A 15026-nucleotide genomic window follows, 5' to 3' on the forward strand; every position below is an offset into this window, starting at 1 on the left:
GCCGGCCGGCGCTCACGACGCCGCCCGCGACGCCAGCCGGACCGCGTCCGCGTGGCCGACGACCCGGGCGCCGGGGTGTCCGTCGACGTAGGTCTTCGCGTTGGCCGGGGTGACGAAGGCGCGCAGCCGCGGGCCGTCCGCTACCCACACCGCCTTGTCGGCGAACCACAGGGTGCCGGTCAGCGCGTCCGGCACGTACGCGGCCCGCACCTCGGCCCCCTGGGCCGCCCTCAACAACTCCTCGGGGGTGCCGAAGGAACGGGTCGTGGCCTGCCCCTTCAACCACAGCTCCGACGTCGCGGCGGCCGCCTTCGGGTAGCCGGCGCCCCGCACGGCCCGCTTCAGCGGGGCCGGGTCGACGAAGGCGTCCACGTCGACGTCGCCGACCAACTTGGCCGCCTTCAGCACCGGCACGTCCTCCTTGAGCGCGGCGATCAGCTCCGGGCGCAGCTCGGGGTCGAACGTGGCGATGCCGTGCGCGCCGTTGTAGAGGTAGACCACCTCGGCCGGCAGCCCGGTCTCCTTCGCGACCGTCTCGGCGGCCGCGACCGGCTTCGTGCGCAGATGGTCGGTGGCCCGACGCTGCGCCCGGAGGAAGTCGTCGAGGACGCCGGCCCGCTCCTGGGCGAACTTCTGCCGGACGGTGACCCCGTGGAAGGTCGGCAGGTCGAGCACCGCCCCGTCGTACAACGCGGTGGCTCGCCCCTGGAAGGCCAACTGGCCCGGCCAGGCGACGAACTGGGACAGGGCGTCGACGCTGCCCGCGGTCAGCGCGGACGCGCCGACGCTGGGCTGCTGGTTCAGCTTCCTGACGTCCTTCTCCGGGTCGAGACCGGCCCGCTGCAGCGCCCGCACCAGGGTTCCGTCGGCGGCCGAGCCGACGCTCGTGGACACCTTCTTGCCGCGCAGGTCGGCCAGCGACTTCAGAGCCGAACCGGGGGCGGTCACCACGGTGTTGAGGCCGCCGCGCAGGTTGTAGCCGGTGACCGCGACCAGCCGGGTCGGCTGCCCCAGCTGCTTGCCGCGCGCCGCGTTGATCAGCAGCGGGAAGTCGCCCATCGAACCGATGTCGATCTTCCCCGCGGTCATCTGCGCGGTGATCGGCGCACCCGTCGCGTAGTCCTGCCACACGACCTCGTACCTGACGCCGTCCTTCCTCCCGCGGGCCGCGAGCTCCTCCTCGAAGTAGCCCAGGGAGCGAAGCAGGGTGCCGGCGGTGACGGTGTTGATGGTCTTCGACTGGTAGCCGACGGTCACGGTGACCGTCTTCGCGCCCGCGCCGCCCTCCGCGGCCCCGCCGCAGGCGGTGGCCAGGGGCAGCAGGACGGCGAGCGGGAGGAGCCGGGCGATGGTCGTGGTTCGCATGGGGGTCGGGCCTTTCACCGGAGCAGGTAGGGCATGTTGACGGTCACCGCGCCGGTGGGACACCGGGCCGCGCACGGGCCGCAGTACCAGCATTCGTCCACGTGCATGTACGCCTTGCCGTCGTCCTCGCGGATCGCGAGCGAGTCGAGCGGACACATGTCGACGCAGAGCGTGCAGCCGTCGATGCACTTGGACTCGTCGATGGTCACGGGCACGTCGGCGCGCTGGGGGACCAGAGGCACGGCTGTCTCCAGGAAGGGGTACGGGAAGCGGGAAGCGGGAAGCGGGAAGCGGGAAGAGGTCAGGGCGGGGACGGGATCAGGGGCTCAGGGCGAGCGGCGCAGCAGGCCGCTCATGGTGATGCGGTCGCCGCGGAACCGGATGAACTCCAGGTCCACCGGCCGCCCGTCGGGCAGATGAGTGAGCCGCTCCAGCATCAGGACGGCGGCCCCGCGCGGGGCCTGGAGCACGGCGGCGGAGTGCGCGTCGGCGTTGACGGCCTCGAGGGTGATCTCCGCATGGCCGAGCGGGCCGCCGGTCAGCGACTCGAGCAGCCGGAACACGTCCGTGTTCTCCAGGTCGCAGCCGAGGAGTTCACCGCCGATGTCCATGGGCAGGTACGACAGATCCAGGGAGAGCGGCAGCCCGTCGAGGCGACGCAGCCGCTCGATGCAGAGCACGTCGGCGTGCTCGGGCAGGCCCAGCCGGTGGGCGACCGGACCGGGCGCAGAGACCGGCCCCAGGGTGCGGACCTCGTTGGTGACGCGGCCGTGCTCGTGCAGTGTCTCGGCCAGGCCCTGGAGGCGGTGCAGGCCGTGCGGATACTTCTCGCAGACCACGACGGTGCCGACGCCGGGCTGCCGCTCGACGAGCTGCTCGCCGCGCAGCAGGTCCAGAGCCTGCCGGACGGTGTTGCGGCTGGCCCGGAAGTCGGCCGCGATGGTGTCCTCCAGGGGGAGGACGCCATCGGGAAAGCCGCCGGCCAGGATCTGATGGCGGAGCAGGTCGGCGAGCTGCCGGGCCCGGTCCGCGCGCAGCCGCCGCCGTCGGGCGGCGGCTGCGGGGCGGGCGGCGGAGGCGGGTTCGGCTGGCATGGCAGGGAACGTACCGGCGGACCCGACCGGATGGTGTTGCCGCAGTGTTGCGCCACCTGACGGACCGCGTGCACGCCCCTGACCTGCGGTTTCAGTGGGGCGGTGGCAAGATCTGCCACTCGGTTGCCCACCAGGTGGACGCCCGGCCGCCCACGATGCGGCCGCGCGCCGTCAGGGCGTGCACGTGGTGCCGGGGCGGACCTTCGTGAGGGCGATCAGATAGTCCTCGACCTTCTTGTCGACGCAGGCGTTGCGGCCGTACCCGGTGTGGCCCGTGGCGTCGAAGGACAGCAGCATGCCGGCGGGGAACTGCCGGGCCAGGCTCTCCGCGTCGGCGTACGGCGTCGACGGGTCGCCCGTCGTGCCCACGACGAGGACCGGCGGAACGCCCGTGGCGTTCACTCGGTGCGGCCTGTTCGAGCCGGTCGGCCAGTCCTTGCAGACCAGTTCGGTGGTCACGCCGGTCGTTCCGTACGCGCCGGCGGCCTTGTCGGCGGGGGCCAGGGCGTCCCAGTACGCGCGCTCGTCGCGGGGGTGGGGGACGTCCAGGCAGTTGACCGCGAGCAGGGCCGCCTCGCTGTTGTCCTCGGGCACGCCGTCCTCGGACTCCTCGGAGTCTCCCGGGTCTTGGGACGCGTCCGACCCCTCGGCGTCCTCCTCCCCGGACTCGTCCGACTCCTCCTCCGACTCCTCCTCCGGCTCCTCGGCCGTCGCCAGGGCCGCCAGCTTCGTCCCGTCCCCGGCGTCCGCCTCGCGCAGGGCGTCGGACAGGGGCTGCCACTGCTGCTCCGGCGTGTACATGGAGAGGCTGAGCGCGGCGATCAGGCCCGCGGCGTCGAGACCCGCCTCGGAGCCGTCGACGGGCAGCGGCTCGCGCTGCGTTCGTTCCAGGAGCCGGTCGATCAGCGCGCGTATCTCCTCCGGCGTAGCGCCGGGGCATCCGTCGCCGATCGTCTCGGCGCAGGCGGCTGCGTAGTCCTCGACCGCGTTCCGGAACCCCGTGGCCTGGCCCAGCGCGCGCTGCCGCCAGTCCAGCGAAGGGTCGACCGCACCGTCCAGGACCATCGCGCGCACGCGCCGCGGGAACTGCTCGGCGTACGAGGTTCCGAGGCTGGTCCCGTACGACCAGCCGACGTACGTCAGGCTCCGCTCGCCGAGGGCCGCCCGCAGCACGTCCAGGTCCCGGGCCGCGTCGACCGTTCCGACGTGCGGAAGCAGGGGGCCGCTCGCCTTGCGGCAGGCGTCCGCCGTGGCCCGCGCGTCGGCGAGCGCGCCGGCGCGCTCGGCCCCGGTGCGGGGGTGGAGGGGGACGACGCCGGTGGCTTCCGTGGCCTCCTCGTCCGTCGCGCCCGGGGGGAGGCAGGTCAGGGCGGGCTTGCTCTCTCCGACGCCCCGGGGGTCGAAGGACACCACGTCGAACCGCTCGCGCACGCCCCGCCCGATCTGGTCGGCGACGCCCTCCTTGAGCATCCGCACGCCTCGCTCGCCCGGACCTCCGGGGTTGAGTACGAGCGAGCCGACCCGCTTCCCCGCGATCGCGGTGGCCGCCTTCGCCACGGGCAGCACGAAGGTCCGGCCGTCGCCGGGCCGGGAGTAGTCCATGGGGACGGTGAGCGTGGCGCACTGGAAGTCCCCGCAGGCCCGCCACGCGAGTTTCTGCCCGTAGAACCGCCGCAGTTCGGGCCGGCCGGCCGGATCGGCGGGCGCGGCCGACACCCGCTCCCGCTCCGGTCCGGCCGTGCAGGCGGCCAGGGACGTGGCGCCGAGGACGGCGAGGGCGAGGACGAGGGCCCGACGGCGGCGGGCGGCGGCGCTGATCACGAGGTACTCCCATGGCTGGACGGTCAAGGGAAGGATCACGCGCCGATGCTGAGGTTTTGATGAGGGCGTGGCAGGGGAGCCGCCGCTGGGCCCCGCGCCCCGCCCCGTCACTCCGACGTCGGCAGCCGCAGCACGAACCGTGCCCCGCCGTGCTCCCCCGGCCCCGCCGTCAGTGTGCCGCCGTGGGTGTGGGCCACCCAGGAGGCGATGGAGAGGCCGAGGCCGGTGGATCCGGAGCCGCTGCGGAAGCGTTCGAACAGGGCCCCCGCGACCTCGGGCGGGAGGCCCGGGCCGGCGTCCTCGACGGTCACTGCGCCGTCGCGGGTCACCGTGATCCGTACGTCCGCCGGGACCCCGGGCGCATGGCCGTGGGTGAGTGCGTTGCCGAGGAGGTTGCCGACGGCCCGGCGGACCAGGTCGGGGTCGGCGACCACGACGGTGTCCACCGCCTCGACCCGTACGCGATGGCCCTCCGTCGGGGCCTCGTCGACGACCCCCTCCACCAGCTGGTCGAGCCGCAGCGGCTGGCGCGCCAACGTGGCCGTGCCCGACATGAGCCGGGCTCGGGTGAGCAGCCCGTCGACCAGCCGCCCCATGCCCTCCGCGAGCCGCAGCGTGCGCCGGTGCACGTCCGCGCTGTCCGTGTCGCCGCGCAGCGCCGTCTCGGCGAGCGTCCGCAGCGAGGCCGCCGGGGTGCGCAGATCGTGCGCGGCGTCTGCCAGGAAGGCCTCCTGCTGGCCCAGCGCGGTGAGCGCGGGCCGGATCGCCCTGCCGGACAGGACATGGCCGACGGCCGCCGACAGCAGCACCAGCACCGCGCAGCCGCCGGTCACCAGCCACACGAGCCGCGTGTGGTCCGCCCGCTGCGCGGTCGCGTCGGCCATCGTCACCAGCGCGCCCTGTGGGCCGTCGTCCTCCTCCGCCTCCGGCGGGTAGAACGGCGCGGCGAACACCCGCACCGGCTCGCCGTCCACCGTGTGCCGGTCGTACCCCAGGGTCTCCTCCGCCCGCACCGCGTCGCGGCCCGCATCCGACACGACGTCCGCGCTCACGTTCAGGCAGGGCCGGCGGGGCGCGTGCTGGACGGTCAGGCCGTCCGGGTCGTCCTCCGGCACGAGCAGCACGGTCAGCGGCGGGCAGTCGGTGTTCAGGGTGTCGGCCAGGACGGCGGTGACCAGCCGACCGTCGTCGTCGGTCTCAAGGAGGCCGATGGCCCAGCTGGTGTCGACGTCCATCGAGTGGTCGAGCTGCTCCCGCCAGCGGCTGCTGTCGGTGCGCACCGCGAGGAGGGCCATCGCGATCAGCCCGACCGCGCTGGTCAGCGCGAACAAGGCGGTGATCCGCAGGCGGAGCCGTCGTACCCGCGCCGTCGGCGTGAGGGTCCGCGACCGACGGAACCAGCCCCTCATCGTGTGTCGTCGGACGCGAGCCGGTAGCCGACCCCGCGCACGGTGTGGATCAGCGGCGGGTCCCCGAGCTTCCGGCGGAGCTGGGAGACGAGCACCTCCAGGACGTTGGACTGCGGCTCGGCCATCTCGTCCCAGCAGCTCTCGATCAGCTCGCCGCGCGAGACCGCCTGGTCGGCGCGGGTCGCGAGGGCCTCAAGGACCGCGAACTCCCGCCCGGTGAACGTGAGCAGCACCCCGGCCCGGCGGACGTGCCGACGGGCCGTGTCGATCTCCAGGTCGCCGACGCGGTGCACCGGCGGCCGCACGACCGCGGCGCGGCGGCACAGGCTGCGCACCCGGGCGACCAGCTCAGGCACCGCGAACGGCTTCACGAGGTAGTCGTCGCCGCCGCGCGCGAAGCCCTCCACCCGGTCCGCGACCGTGTCCCGAGCGGTCAGGAACAGCACCGGCACATCCCGGCCGCCGCGCCGCAGCCCCTCCACATACGCGGCGGCGTCCCCGGACGGCAGCATCCGGTCGAAGACCGCGCAGTCGTACGCGGTGACGAACAGCGCCTCGTCCGCCTGCGGCAGATCGGCCGCCTCGTCGACGGCGAGCCCGGCGGCGCGCAGCGCCGCGGCCACCCCGAACCGAAGGTTTTCGTCGTCCTCGACGAGCAGTACGCGCACGCCGTCACCCTAACCCGCTGCTCAGGGGCGGATCGTGTGCCGTCGGACGATGCCAGCGGCGACGCCCTCGGCGCTCAGCGGGGGAGCCGCCGCCGGCCGCGACCTGACGGAGTTCTTCACCGCGTGGGGCCTGACGACGACCGACGGGACCCGCGCGCAGGCGGCGTCCCTCGGCCTCCCCGCCCCCGACCAGGATCCAACGACCCGCGGCCCCTGACGACCTGGGAGGTGATTTCCGGCGACGGGTTCCGGCCATGCAGAATGCGCATCATGGTGCTGCCCTTCCAACCCGTCCTCGAAGTGATCGCCGAGGAGATCGAGAAACTCGACGGACGGGGCCGTCCCGCCGACTACATCCCGGCGCTCGCCGCCGGCGACCCGCACCGTTTCGGGATGGCCGTGGCGGAGCTCGACGGCACGGTCTACGGCGTGGGGGACTGGCAGCGGCCCTTCTCCACGCAGTCCGTCACGAAGGTCTACACCCTCGCCCTCGCGCTCGCCCACGAGGGCGAGATCCTCTGGGACCACGTCGGACGCGAGCCCTCCGGCAACCCGTTCAACTCGCTGGTCCAGCTCGAATACGAGAACGGCATCCCACGCAACCCGTTCATCAACGCCGGCGCGCTCGTCGTCACCGACCGCCTGCACCGCCTCACCGGCGACGCGTCGGGGGCCCTGCGCGACTTCCTGCGCGCCGAGAGCGGCAACGAGGACCTCGACTTCGACCGGGACGTCGCCGCTTCCGAGACCGCCCACGGCGACCGCAACGCGGCGCTCGGCCACTTCATGGCCTCGTACGGGAACATCACGACGCCCGTGCCGACGCTGCTGCGCGAGTACTTCCGCCAGTGCTCGATCGAGGCGTCCTGCGCCGACCTGGCCGTGGCCACCGGCTTCCTGGCCCGCCACGGCATCCGCTCGGACGGCACCCGGCTGCTCACCCGCAGCCAGGCCAAGCAGGTGAACGCCGTCATGCTCACCTGCGGCACGTACGACGCAGCGGGCGACTTCGCCTACCGCGTCGGGCTGCCCGGCAAGAGCGGCGTCGGCGGCGCGATCATCGCCGTCGTCCCCGGCCGCTGCACCCTTTGCGTCTGGAGCCCGGGCCTCGACGCCCGCGGCAACTCCGTCGCGGGTGTCGCGGCCCTGGACCGCTTCACCACCATCACCGGCCTCTCGGTCTTCTGACCCGCGGCCTCAGGGCCGGTCAGTAGCCGTAGCCGGGGGAGGTGGGCGTGGGCTCGGGCGAGGGCGGAGGCGGGGACGGAGACGTGGACGGGGAGGGGGACGACTTGGGCGGGGCCACCGGCTGGGGGAGGTTGAACACGTGGTCGGGGCTGACGATCTCCGTGATCGCCTGGCCGAAGAGCGTGCTCGGCTCGATGCCGTCGGCCAGGATGTCGGTGTTGAGGAGCACGACCAGGGTCGCGTCCGCCTCGGGGAGGTAGATCGTCAGCGACTCGTAGCCCGGCAGTGAGCCGTTGTGGCCGATCCAGCCCTGGACGTTGAAGATGCCCAGGCCGTACCCGGTCCCCGGAATGCCCGTCGAGGGCGTGATGAGACGCTGGGCCTGCGTCTGAGGGCTCAGCAGCGTGCCGGTGGCGACGACCTTCGCCCAGGTCCGCAGGTCACGCAGGTCGGAGATGACCGCTCCCGCGGCCCAGCCCCAGGAGGGGTTCCAGTCCGCGGAGTCCTCCACGTTCCCGGACGCGGTCTGCTCCGTGTAGCCCTGCGCGTGCGGGTTCGGGAACGTCGCGTCGGTCGGGAAGATCGTGTGGCGCAGGCCCGCCGGCTCGAAGACGTTCTCGGCGAGGAAGTCCTGCAGCGGCATCCCGCCGACCTTCTCCACGACGAGCCCGAGCAGGATCAGGTTGGTGTTGCAGTACTCGAACTGCGCGCCGGGCTCGAAGTTCACCGGGTGCTTGAACGAGTAGTCCAGCAACTCCTGGGGAGTGAAGGGAGCGTCGGGATTCTCGGTGAAACGCTTGTAGAACCCGTCGTCCGCCGAGTAGTTGAACAGTCCGCTCCGCATGCCCGCCAGCTGCCGCAGCGTGATCTCGTCGCCGTTCGGCACCCCGTCGACGTACTCGTCGATCGTGTCGTCCAGGCCCAGCTTGCCCTGGTCGACCAGCTCCAGCATCGCCGTCACGGTGAAGGTCTTCGTCTCGCTGCCGATCCGCATGTACAGCCCGGGATTCATCGGTGTGCCGTCGGACTTGTCCGCGACGCCGAAGGAGCGGATGTACGCGCCCTTGCCAGGGGCCGACAGTCCGACGATGACGCCGGGCACGTTCGCCTCGCGCATGACCCGCTGGACGGCGGCGTCCAGCTTCGCGACGACCGCCGGAGTGAGCTCGGCGAACTGGGCGTCCGAAGGGTCGGGCGGAGGCGTCGGAGCCGCCGACACGGATGCCGACACGGCTGCCGCGGGGGCCGTGGCCCCGAACGCGGTTCCCGCGGAGAGCGGCACGACCAGTGTTCCGGCCGCCACCACACCCACACAGGCCCTCTGCCAACGCGCTCGTGCATACCTCACGGCAGTCCTCCTGCCAGCCGAGGACGACACCCTTTTCCCAGGCTAGGCCCGCGCCCACGCCCTCGCACCGCGAGCCCGGGCCCGCCCCTCAGGTGCGGAAGACGGTCGCGAGAACGTCCGCGAGTGGCTGCGCCGCCGGGGGAGTGAGCCGTGCGCTCAGATAGCCGTCGGGCCGTACCAGAAAGGCCGTCGGTGCTCGCACCGCGTACTGCCGCGCGAACTCGCCCTGCACGTCGCGGTACACGGGCAGCCCCGTGCCCTCGACCGCCGCCCCGTCGTCGGCGAGCACGGCGCACGCCTCCACCCGCCCTCGCGTCAACAAGCCTGCGGAGTAGGCGAGTCGATGCAGCGTACGCACCGAGCCGCTGTCCCCGTACAGCACCAGCACGTGCTCCCGCTCCCGCAGCAGGTCGTACAGCCGCAGCGGATACGCCGCGATGTCCCCGGCCAGCCCGCCGCAGTCCGGGGCCCGGTCGCCCGGCTGGGGCCCGGACTCGGTGGACGGGTCCGGCGGGCCCACGATCGGGCTGCCCCGGTAGTTCACGAGCAGCTGCGCCTCGCGCAGCATCAGCGTCGCCGGGTCCTCGGGGTCGGCCTGCACCCCCGCGGCGGCGTGCCGGACCGTCCGCCCGACGACCTCCTCGCCCACCGGTCGGCGCTCGGCGTCGTAACTCGCCAGCAGCCCGGCATGGGCTCCGCCCTCGACCGCGAGGGCGAGCTTCCACGCCAGGTTGTAGGCGTCCTGGATGCCGGTGTTCATCCCCTGTGCGCCCGTCGGCGGATGGATGTGCGCGGCGTCCCCGGCGACGAACACCCGGCCCTCGCCGTACCGGTCCACCAGCCGGTGGCTGATCCGGAAGATCGACGACCAGCGCAGGTGGGACGCGGTGACCGGCTGCGGCGAGAGCCGGTCGAGGACGGCCTGGATGTCGGCCAGGGCAGGGGCCCGGCCGCCCTCGAGGCCGTGCACCACCCCGTCCCCGCCCCTCCCTGCCGCGCCGTCGGCGGAGAGTTCCCGCGGGACCGTCATCGACATGCGGTACCGGCCGGGCCCCGGCAGCGGGATGCACACCAGGACGTCGTCGATCGCGCCGTTCGCGTCGCGGTGCATGGCGCGCAGGCCGTAGCCGGCCGGCAGATCCCAGCCGACCTGTACGTCGCCCAGCATGTACGCGTCCGGGAAGGCTCCGCCCTCGAAGCTCAGCCCCAGCCCCTTGCGCACGGCGCTGTGCGCACCGTCGCAGCCGACCAGGTAGCGACAGCGGACCTCCTCCTCGACCGGCTCCGGCCCGGCGGTGGAGACCAGCCGGGCGGTCACGCCGTCCTCGTCCTGGTCGAACGAGACCAGTTCCGTGCCGCGTTCGATCCGGGTCCCGAAGCGGCCGAGGAACTCCTCCAGGATCCGCTCGGTCTCGTACTGCGGCAGCGCGGCGAATCCGTACGGCACCTCGGGCGGGAGCACGAGGTCGATCCGGGCCTGCTCCACGCCGTTGACGTACGACAGCTGGCCGCGCATCGGCACGGCCGCGTCCAGGGCCGATCGCACGAACCCCATCCGGTCCCAGATCTCCAGCGTACGCGGCTGGATTCCCACCGCCTTGGCGAACGGCAGCCGGGCCTTCAGCCGGTCGACGATCCGGACGTCGACCCCGCGTCTGCGCAGCTCCGCCGCCGCGGTGAGCCCGACGGGCCCGGCGCCGACGACCAGGACGTCCGGGGAGCTGTCGTTGTGGCCGCTGTCGTGGTGCATCACCGGCACCTCCAGCCGTGGATCCCCTCCTTCATGGTCGGCCGCGCGGCGCGGCGCTGCACATCAAGGCGTCCGGGCGCCGGCCGAGGCGTACCGCGCATGGTTGTCGCAGCCGGGCCTCCGTGCCGCGCTCGCCCTGGTCGGCGCACTGATCCCGGCGACCACGGTCCTGCTGCCCCTGCCCCGGCGCGAGGGAAGGCATCCCGGGGCGCCCGTTGTTGCAGGACACGTCTGCGTCCCCGACGACAAGGAACCCCGATGACCGACGAGCCCGCCCCGTTCCGCCGCCTCCTGCCCGGCGACCCCGCCTCGCCCGTGATCCTGCACGTGCCGCACGGGTCGCGGGCCGTGCCGGAGGACGTGCGCGCGGACATCGTCCTCGACGACCGGGCGCTGGAGTCGGAGCTGGACCACATCACCGACGCGCACACGGCGGACATCGCCGCCGCGGCCGCGGACCGGGCGACGATCCGGCCCTGGCGGTTCGTCAACCAGTTGTCGAGGCTGGTGATCGACCCTGAGCGGTTCCCCGACGAGCGCGAGGAGATGCTGGCGGTCGGCATGGGCGCGGTGTACACGCGCACCACGCACCGCGAACCGCTCAGGCGGCAGGACTTCGACGGGACGGAACTGGTCGAGCGCTACTTCCACCCGTACGCGGAGGCGATGACGCAGGCCGTGGCCGACCGGCTCCGGGCGGTCGGGCGGGCCGTGATCGTCGACGTCCACTCGTACCCGACCGGGCGACTGCCGTACGAGCTCCACGGCGAGGGACCGCGCCCGCCGGTCTGCCTCGGCACCGACGGGTTCCACACCCCGGCGTGGCTGCTCACCGCGGCGCAGAAGGCGTTCGGGCGGCTCGGGGAGACCGGCCTCGACAGCCCGTTCGCGGGGACGTACGTCCCGCTGCGGTACTACGGGGACGACGCCCGGGTCGGCGCGCTGATGGTGGAGATCCGCCGCGACGGCTACATGCGCGAGCCGGGCGGGCCCGCCCACCACGGGCTCGACCCGCTGGCGGAGGCGCTGGCCGAACTCGTCGAGGAGGCGTCGCGGCAGCCGTAGCCCCGCAGCTCAGGAGCCCTCCGGCTCCCCGACGGACTCCGACTCGGGGAGGAACTTCGCCGCCTTGCGCGCGAGCACGGCGTCGAAGTACGGGCGGGCCTCGCCGTCCAGCATCCGCGCCAGCGCCACCATGCCCGTGATGACGCAGTCGGCGACCTCGTCCCGTACGTCGTCCCACGAATGGCTGTGCCCTTTGCGAGGGTTTGAGCCCCGTACGCCGATGACGGCCTGGGCCGCCTCGCCGGCCTCCTCGGCCAACTTGAGCACCTGCAGCGCCCACTGCTCCTCCGGCCCCATGCCCCGCTCGGTGTCCCACGCCGAGAAGCGCGCGGCGAGCCGGCCGACCGTCTCCCACGGGTCGGTGTCGGCGTCCATCTCCATCGGGTCTCCTCTGTCGGTCGGGTACGGCGACCCTCCACGGGCTGCGGTTACCCTGTCCGCCGGACGCGAGGAGGAATCATGGCGCGGATGCCGTCGGCCGAACGACGCCGACAGCTGGTCGAGGCGGCGATCACAGCGATGACGAGGGACGGAGTCGCCCGGACCACCACCCGGTCGATCTGTGCCGAGGCCGGCGTCTCGCTGAGCGTCTTCCACTACTGCTTCGACTCCAAGCAGGCGCTCCTCGAAGCCGCCATCGAGACGATCACCGGCAACTACGTCGCGCGCGTGATGCAGGCCGTCGAGCCGAGGGCCACCCTGCGCGAGACCGTCCACGGCGCGCTGCGGACGTACTGGGACCACGTCACCGCCCACCCCGGCGAGCACATGCTGACGTACGACCTCACCCAGTACGCCCTGCGGGAGCCCGGGTTCGAGCATCTCGCCCGCGCCCAGTACGAGCAGTACGTGGTCTCCGCGGTGGCCCTGCTCGAACAGGTCCGCGCGGTGCGGGGGATCGAACTGCGGCTTCCGATCGAGGTGATCGCCCAGTCGCTGGCCGCGACGATCGACGGACTGACCCTGCAGTACCTCGTCCTCGGCGACGAACGGGCCGCCGCCGCGCAGCTCGACGTGCTCGCCGACCAGATGGTCGCGCTGATCGAGAGCTGACCCGAGAAGCCTCCTTCACAACCCGTCGGGCGGCTCCGTCGAAAATTCAGTAGGTCATTTGTCCCGGACTATTGACTCACTGTCTGATTCTCGCGATCCTCTGGCGCTGAGCCGGTGCTGTGTGCGTGCGCGCCGCCCACGGCTCGACGCCCGGTTCCCCCACCGACCGAAGGCATCGCGACCATGACTCGAACCGCACCACGCAGGCCCCGCGGGAGATCCGCCCTGCTGTCCCTCTTCCTCGCTCTCGCCGCCGTGCTCTTCGGCGCGGCGCCCGTGCCCGCGGCCGACGCCGGCGGCTCGTGGTGGGAGCCCACCGCCCGCCCCGCGCCCGACTCACAGACCAATGCCACGGGCGCTCCGTTCAAGGGCACGGACGCGCAGGGCAAGGTGCGCGGCTTCGTCGACGCGCACAACCACCTGATGTCCAACGAGGGCTTCGGCGGCCGCATGATCTGCGGCCAGACGTTCTCCGACGCGGGCATCGCCGAGGCGCTGAAGGACTGTCCCGAGCACTACCCCGACGGCAGGGGAGCGCTGTTCGAGCACCTCACCGGCGGGGACGACGGCACCCACGACCCGGTCGGCTGGCCCACCTTCAAGGACTGGCCCGCCCACAACTCCCTCAGCCACCAGCAGAACTACTACGCCTGGGTGGAGCGTGCCTGGCGCGGCGGCCAGCGCGTGCTGGTCAACGACCTCGTGACGAACGGCCTGATCTGCTCGCTCCTGCCCCGGGACCGCAGCTGCGACGAGATGACCTCCATCCGGCTGCAGGCCCGCAAGACCTACGAACTCCAGGACTACGTCGACAAGATGTACGGCGGCCCCGGCAAGGGCTGGTTCCGCATCGTCACCAGCTCCGACCAGGCCCGCTCGGTGATCGAGCAGGGCAAGCTGGCGGTCGTGCTCGGCGTGGAGACCTCGGAGCCGTTCGGCTGCAAGATGATCCTGGACGTCGCCCAGTGCGACCAGGCGGACATCGACCGCGGCCTGGACGAGCTGTACGCGCTCGGCGTGCGCAGCATGTTCCTCTGCCACAAGTTCGACAACGCGCTGTGCGGCGTCCGCTTCGACTCCGGCACCACCGGCGTGGCGGTCAACATCGGCCAGTTCCTCTCCACGGGCACCTTCTGGTCCACGGAGAAGTGCGCGGGCCCGCAGCACGACAACCCGATCGGGCTGACCGCGCCGCCGGCCATGGCCGAGAAGCTGCCGCCCGGCGTCAGCGTCCCCTCGTACGCCTCCGACGCGAAGTGCAACAAGCGCGGGCTCACCCGGCTCGGCGAGCACGCGCTGCGGGGCATGATGGACCGCGGCATGATGCTGGAGCTCGACCACATGAGCGTCAAGGCCGCCGGCCGCGCGCTCGACATCCTGGAGTCGCAGGAGTACCCGGGCGTCATCTCCAGCCACAGCTGGATGGACCTCGACTGGACCGAACGCCTCTACAGCCTGGGCGGTTTCATGGCCCAGTACATGAACGGCGCGCAGGGCTTCATCGGCGAGGCCGGCCAGAAGGCCGCGCTGCGCCAGAAGTACAAGGTCGGCCTCGGCTACGGCACCGACATGAACGGCGTCGGCGGCTGGCCCGGCCCGGTCGGAGGGGACGCGCCCAACGCCGTGAAGTACCCCTTCCGCAGTTTCGACGGCGCAACGGTGCTCGACCGCCAGGTCACGGGGCAGCGCACCTGGGACCTCAACACCGACGGCGCGGCGCACAACGGCCTCGTCCCGGACTGGGTCGAGCAGATCCGGCTCACCGGCGGCGCGGGCGTGGTGGACGAACTGGCCAAGGGCGCCGAGTCGTACCTGACCACGTGGAAGGCCACTGAGAAGCACGAGGTCGGGGTGAACCTGGCGGCGAACGCGCCGACGGCGGCGAGCTCGACGCAGTGGTGGAACCCGTTCGTGAACTACTCCTCGGGCCGCGCCGTCGACGGCGACACCGGCACCCGCTGGGCCAGCGAGTGGTCGAACGACCAGTGGCTGCAGGTCGACCTCGGCGCCGTGCGCCGGGTGGGCCGGGTCACGCTCGACTGGGAGCGGGCGCACGCGCGGGAGTACCGCATCGAGCTGTCGGAGAACGGCACGGACTGGCGTACGGCCTGGTCCACGGACGCGAGCGACGGCGGTTACGACACCGCCGAGTTCGCCTCCCAGTCCGCCCGTTACGTCCGCGTCCACGGGGTGAGCCGGGCCACCGACTGGGGGTACTCGCTCTACGAGGTGAGGGTCCAGCGGGCCTGACCCGCCGCACCTGAT

At 72.7% G+C, this 15026-nt stretch carries 14 protein-coding genes; 5 read left to right on the forward strand and 9 right to left on the reverse strand.

The genetic code is table 11. The features are described from left to right. Nucleotides 1–12: 12 nt before the first annotated feature. The 6 genes from VIU94_RS09315 to VIU94_RS09340 form a co-directional block, all read right to left on the reverse strand. On the reverse strand, nucleotides 13–1365 hold the full coding sequence (locus VIU94_RS09315; protein WP_331909532.1) for an ABC transporter substrate-binding protein: 1353 nt from the start codon (nucleotides 1363–1365) through the stop codon (nucleotides 13–15). 14 nt (nucleotides 1366–1379) lie between these two features. After that, nucleotides 1380–1607 carry a 4Fe-4S dicluster domain-containing protein gene (locus VIU94_RS09320; protein WP_017236562.1) on the reverse strand — a complete coding sequence of 76 codons (228 nt, stop codon included), beginning with the start codon at nucleotides 1605–1607 and terminating at the stop codon, nucleotides 1380–1382. An 84-nt stretch (nucleotides 1608–1691) separates the two neighbouring features. Next, nucleotides 1692–2459, reverse strand: coding sequence for a GntR family transcriptional regulator (locus VIU94_RS09325; RefSeq protein WP_331909534.1), 768 nt, complete (start codon nucleotides 2457–2459; stop codon nucleotides 1692–1694). A gap of 171 nt (nucleotides 2460–2630) precedes the next feature. After that, nucleotides 2631–4319, reverse strand: a complete 1689-nt coding sequence (locus VIU94_RS09330; RefSeq protein WP_331909536.1) for an alpha/beta fold hydrolase — start codon at nucleotides 4317–4319, stop codon at nucleotides 2631–2633. A 68-nt stretch (nucleotides 4320–4387) separates the two neighbouring features. Continuing rightward, nucleotides 4388–5689 carry a sensor histidine kinase gene (locus VIU94_RS09335; RefSeq protein WP_331909538.1) on the reverse strand — a complete coding sequence of 434 codons (1302 nt, stop codon included), beginning with the start codon at nucleotides 5687–5689 and terminating at the stop codon, nucleotides 4388–4390. After that, nucleotides 5686–6357: a response regulator transcription factor gene (locus tag VIU94_RS09340; RefSeq protein WP_331909540.1), complete on the reverse strand. Its 672-nt coding sequence runs from the start codon at nucleotides 6355–6357 to the stop codon at nucleotides 5686–5688. The genes VIU94_RS09335 and VIU94_RS09340 overlap by 4 nt, the downstream gene beginning before the upstream one ends. A 49-nt stretch (nucleotides 6358–6406) precedes the next feature. Between VIU94_RS09340 and VIU94_RS09345 the strand changes: the two genes are divergently transcribed. After that, the gene (locus VIU94_RS09345; protein WP_331909542.1) at nucleotides 6407–6574 is read left to right on the forward strand and encodes a hypothetical protein; all 168 of its coding nucleotides are present in this window, start codon (nucleotides 6407–6409) and stop codon (nucleotides 6572–6574) included. 44 nt (nucleotides 6575–6618) lie between these two features. Further along, nucleotides 6619–7545 carry a glutaminase gene (locus VIU94_RS09350; protein WP_414720916.1) on the forward strand — a complete coding sequence of 309 codons (927 nt, stop codon included), beginning with the start codon at nucleotides 6619–6621 and terminating at the stop codon, nucleotides 7543–7545. Nucleotides 7546–7564: 19 nt separating this feature from the next. Here the strand turns inward: VIU94_RS09350 and VIU94_RS09355 are convergent, their stop codons facing one another. Together VIU94_RS09355 and VIU94_RS09360 are read right to left on the reverse strand one after the other, a co-directional pair. Further along, nucleotides 7565–8893 carry a serine hydrolase domain-containing protein gene (locus tag VIU94_RS09355; RefSeq protein WP_331909546.1) on the reverse strand — a complete coding sequence of 443 codons (1329 nt, stop codon included), beginning with the start codon at nucleotides 8891–8893 and terminating at the stop codon, nucleotides 7565–7567. A gap of 88 nt (nucleotides 8894–8981) precedes the next feature. Beyond that, nucleotides 8982–10643, reverse strand: a complete 1662-nt coding sequence (locus VIU94_RS09360; RefSeq protein WP_331909548.1) for an FAD-dependent monooxygenase — start codon at nucleotides 10641–10643, stop codon at nucleotides 8982–8984. A gap of 258 nt (nucleotides 10644–10901) precedes the next feature. On the opposite strand from VIU94_RS09360, the gene VIU94_RS09365 reads away from it, so the two are divergent. Then, a complete protein-coding gene (locus VIU94_RS09365) occupies nucleotides 10902–11708 on the forward strand; it encodes an N-formylglutamate amidohydrolase (RefSeq protein WP_331909550.1) in 807 nt (268 codons plus the stop codon). 9 nt (nucleotides 11709–11717) lie between these two features. Here VIU94_RS09365 and VIU94_RS09370 read toward each other — a convergent pair whose 3' ends face one another. Continuing rightward, on the reverse strand, nucleotides 11718–12089 hold the full coding sequence (locus tag VIU94_RS09370) for a MazG-like family protein (protein ID WP_331909552.1): 372 nt from the start codon (nucleotides 12087–12089) through the stop codon (nucleotides 11718–11720). A 78-nt stretch (nucleotides 12090–12167) separates the two neighbouring features. Between VIU94_RS09370 and VIU94_RS09375 the strand changes: the two genes are divergently transcribed. Then, a complete protein-coding gene (locus VIU94_RS09375) occupies nucleotides 12168–12761 on the forward strand; it encodes a TetR/AcrR family transcriptional regulator (protein ID WP_331909554.1) in 594 nt (197 codons plus the stop codon). 183 nt (nucleotides 12762–12944) lie between these two features. Continuing rightward, nucleotides 12945–15011 (forward strand): galactose-binding domain-containing protein, encoded by a 2067-nt coding sequence (locus VIU94_RS09380; protein ID WP_331909556.1) that lies wholly within the window; start codon nucleotides 12945–12947, stop codon nucleotides 15009–15011. Nucleotides 15012–15026 lie beyond the last annotated feature (15 nt).

Origin of the sequence: Streptomyces sp. (assembly GCF_036566765.1) — a bacterium.
Taxonomy (GTDB): domain Bacteria; phylum Actinomycetota; class Actinomycetes; order Streptomycetales; family Streptomycetaceae; genus Streptomyces.

What these genes read in the sequence shown, in the direction of transcription:
- VIU94_RS09360 (WP_331909548.1), bottom strand. Translation starts at nt 10,643, where the DNA reads ATGCACCACGACAGCGGCCACAACGACAGCTCCCCGGACGTCCTGGTC.
- VIU94_RS09345 (WP_331909542.1), top strand. Translation starts at nt 6,407, where the DNA reads ATGCCAGCGGCGACGCCCTCGGCGCTCAGCGGGGGAGCCGCCGCCGGC.
- VIU94_RS09375 (WP_331909554.1), top strand. Translation starts at nt 12,168, where the DNA reads ATGGCGCGGATGCCGTCGGCCGAACGACGCCGACAGCTGGTCGAGGCG.
- VIU94_RS09365 (WP_331909550.1), top strand. Translation starts at nt 10,902, where the DNA reads ATGACCGACGAGCCCGCCCCGTTCCGCCGCCTCCTGCCCGGCGACCCC.
- VIU94_RS09315 (WP_331909532.1), bottom strand. Translation starts at nt 1,365, where the DNA reads ATGCGAACCACGACCATCGCCCGGCTCCTCCCGCTCGCCGTCCTGCTG.
- VIU94_RS09380 (WP_331909556.1), top strand. Translation starts at nt 12,945, where the DNA reads ATGACTCGAACCGCACCACGCAGGCCCCGCGGGAGATCCGCCCTGCTG.
- VIU94_RS09370 (WP_331909552.1), bottom strand. Translation starts at nt 12,089, where the DNA reads ATGGAGATGGACGCCGACACCGACCCGTGGGAGACGGTCGGCCGGCTC.
- VIU94_RS09350 (WP_414720916.1), top strand. Translation starts at nt 6,619, where the DNA reads ATGCGCATCATGGTGCTGCCCTTCCAACCCGTCCTCGAAGTGATCGCC.
- VIU94_RS09335 (WP_331909538.1), bottom strand. Translation starts at nt 5,689, where the DNA reads ATGAGGGGCTGGTTCCGTCGGTCGCGGACCCTCACGCCGACGGCGCGG.
- VIU94_RS09325 (WP_331909534.1), bottom strand. Translation starts at nt 2,459, where the DNA reads ATGCCAGCCGAACCCGCCTCCGCCGCCCGCCCCGCAGCCGCCGCCCGA.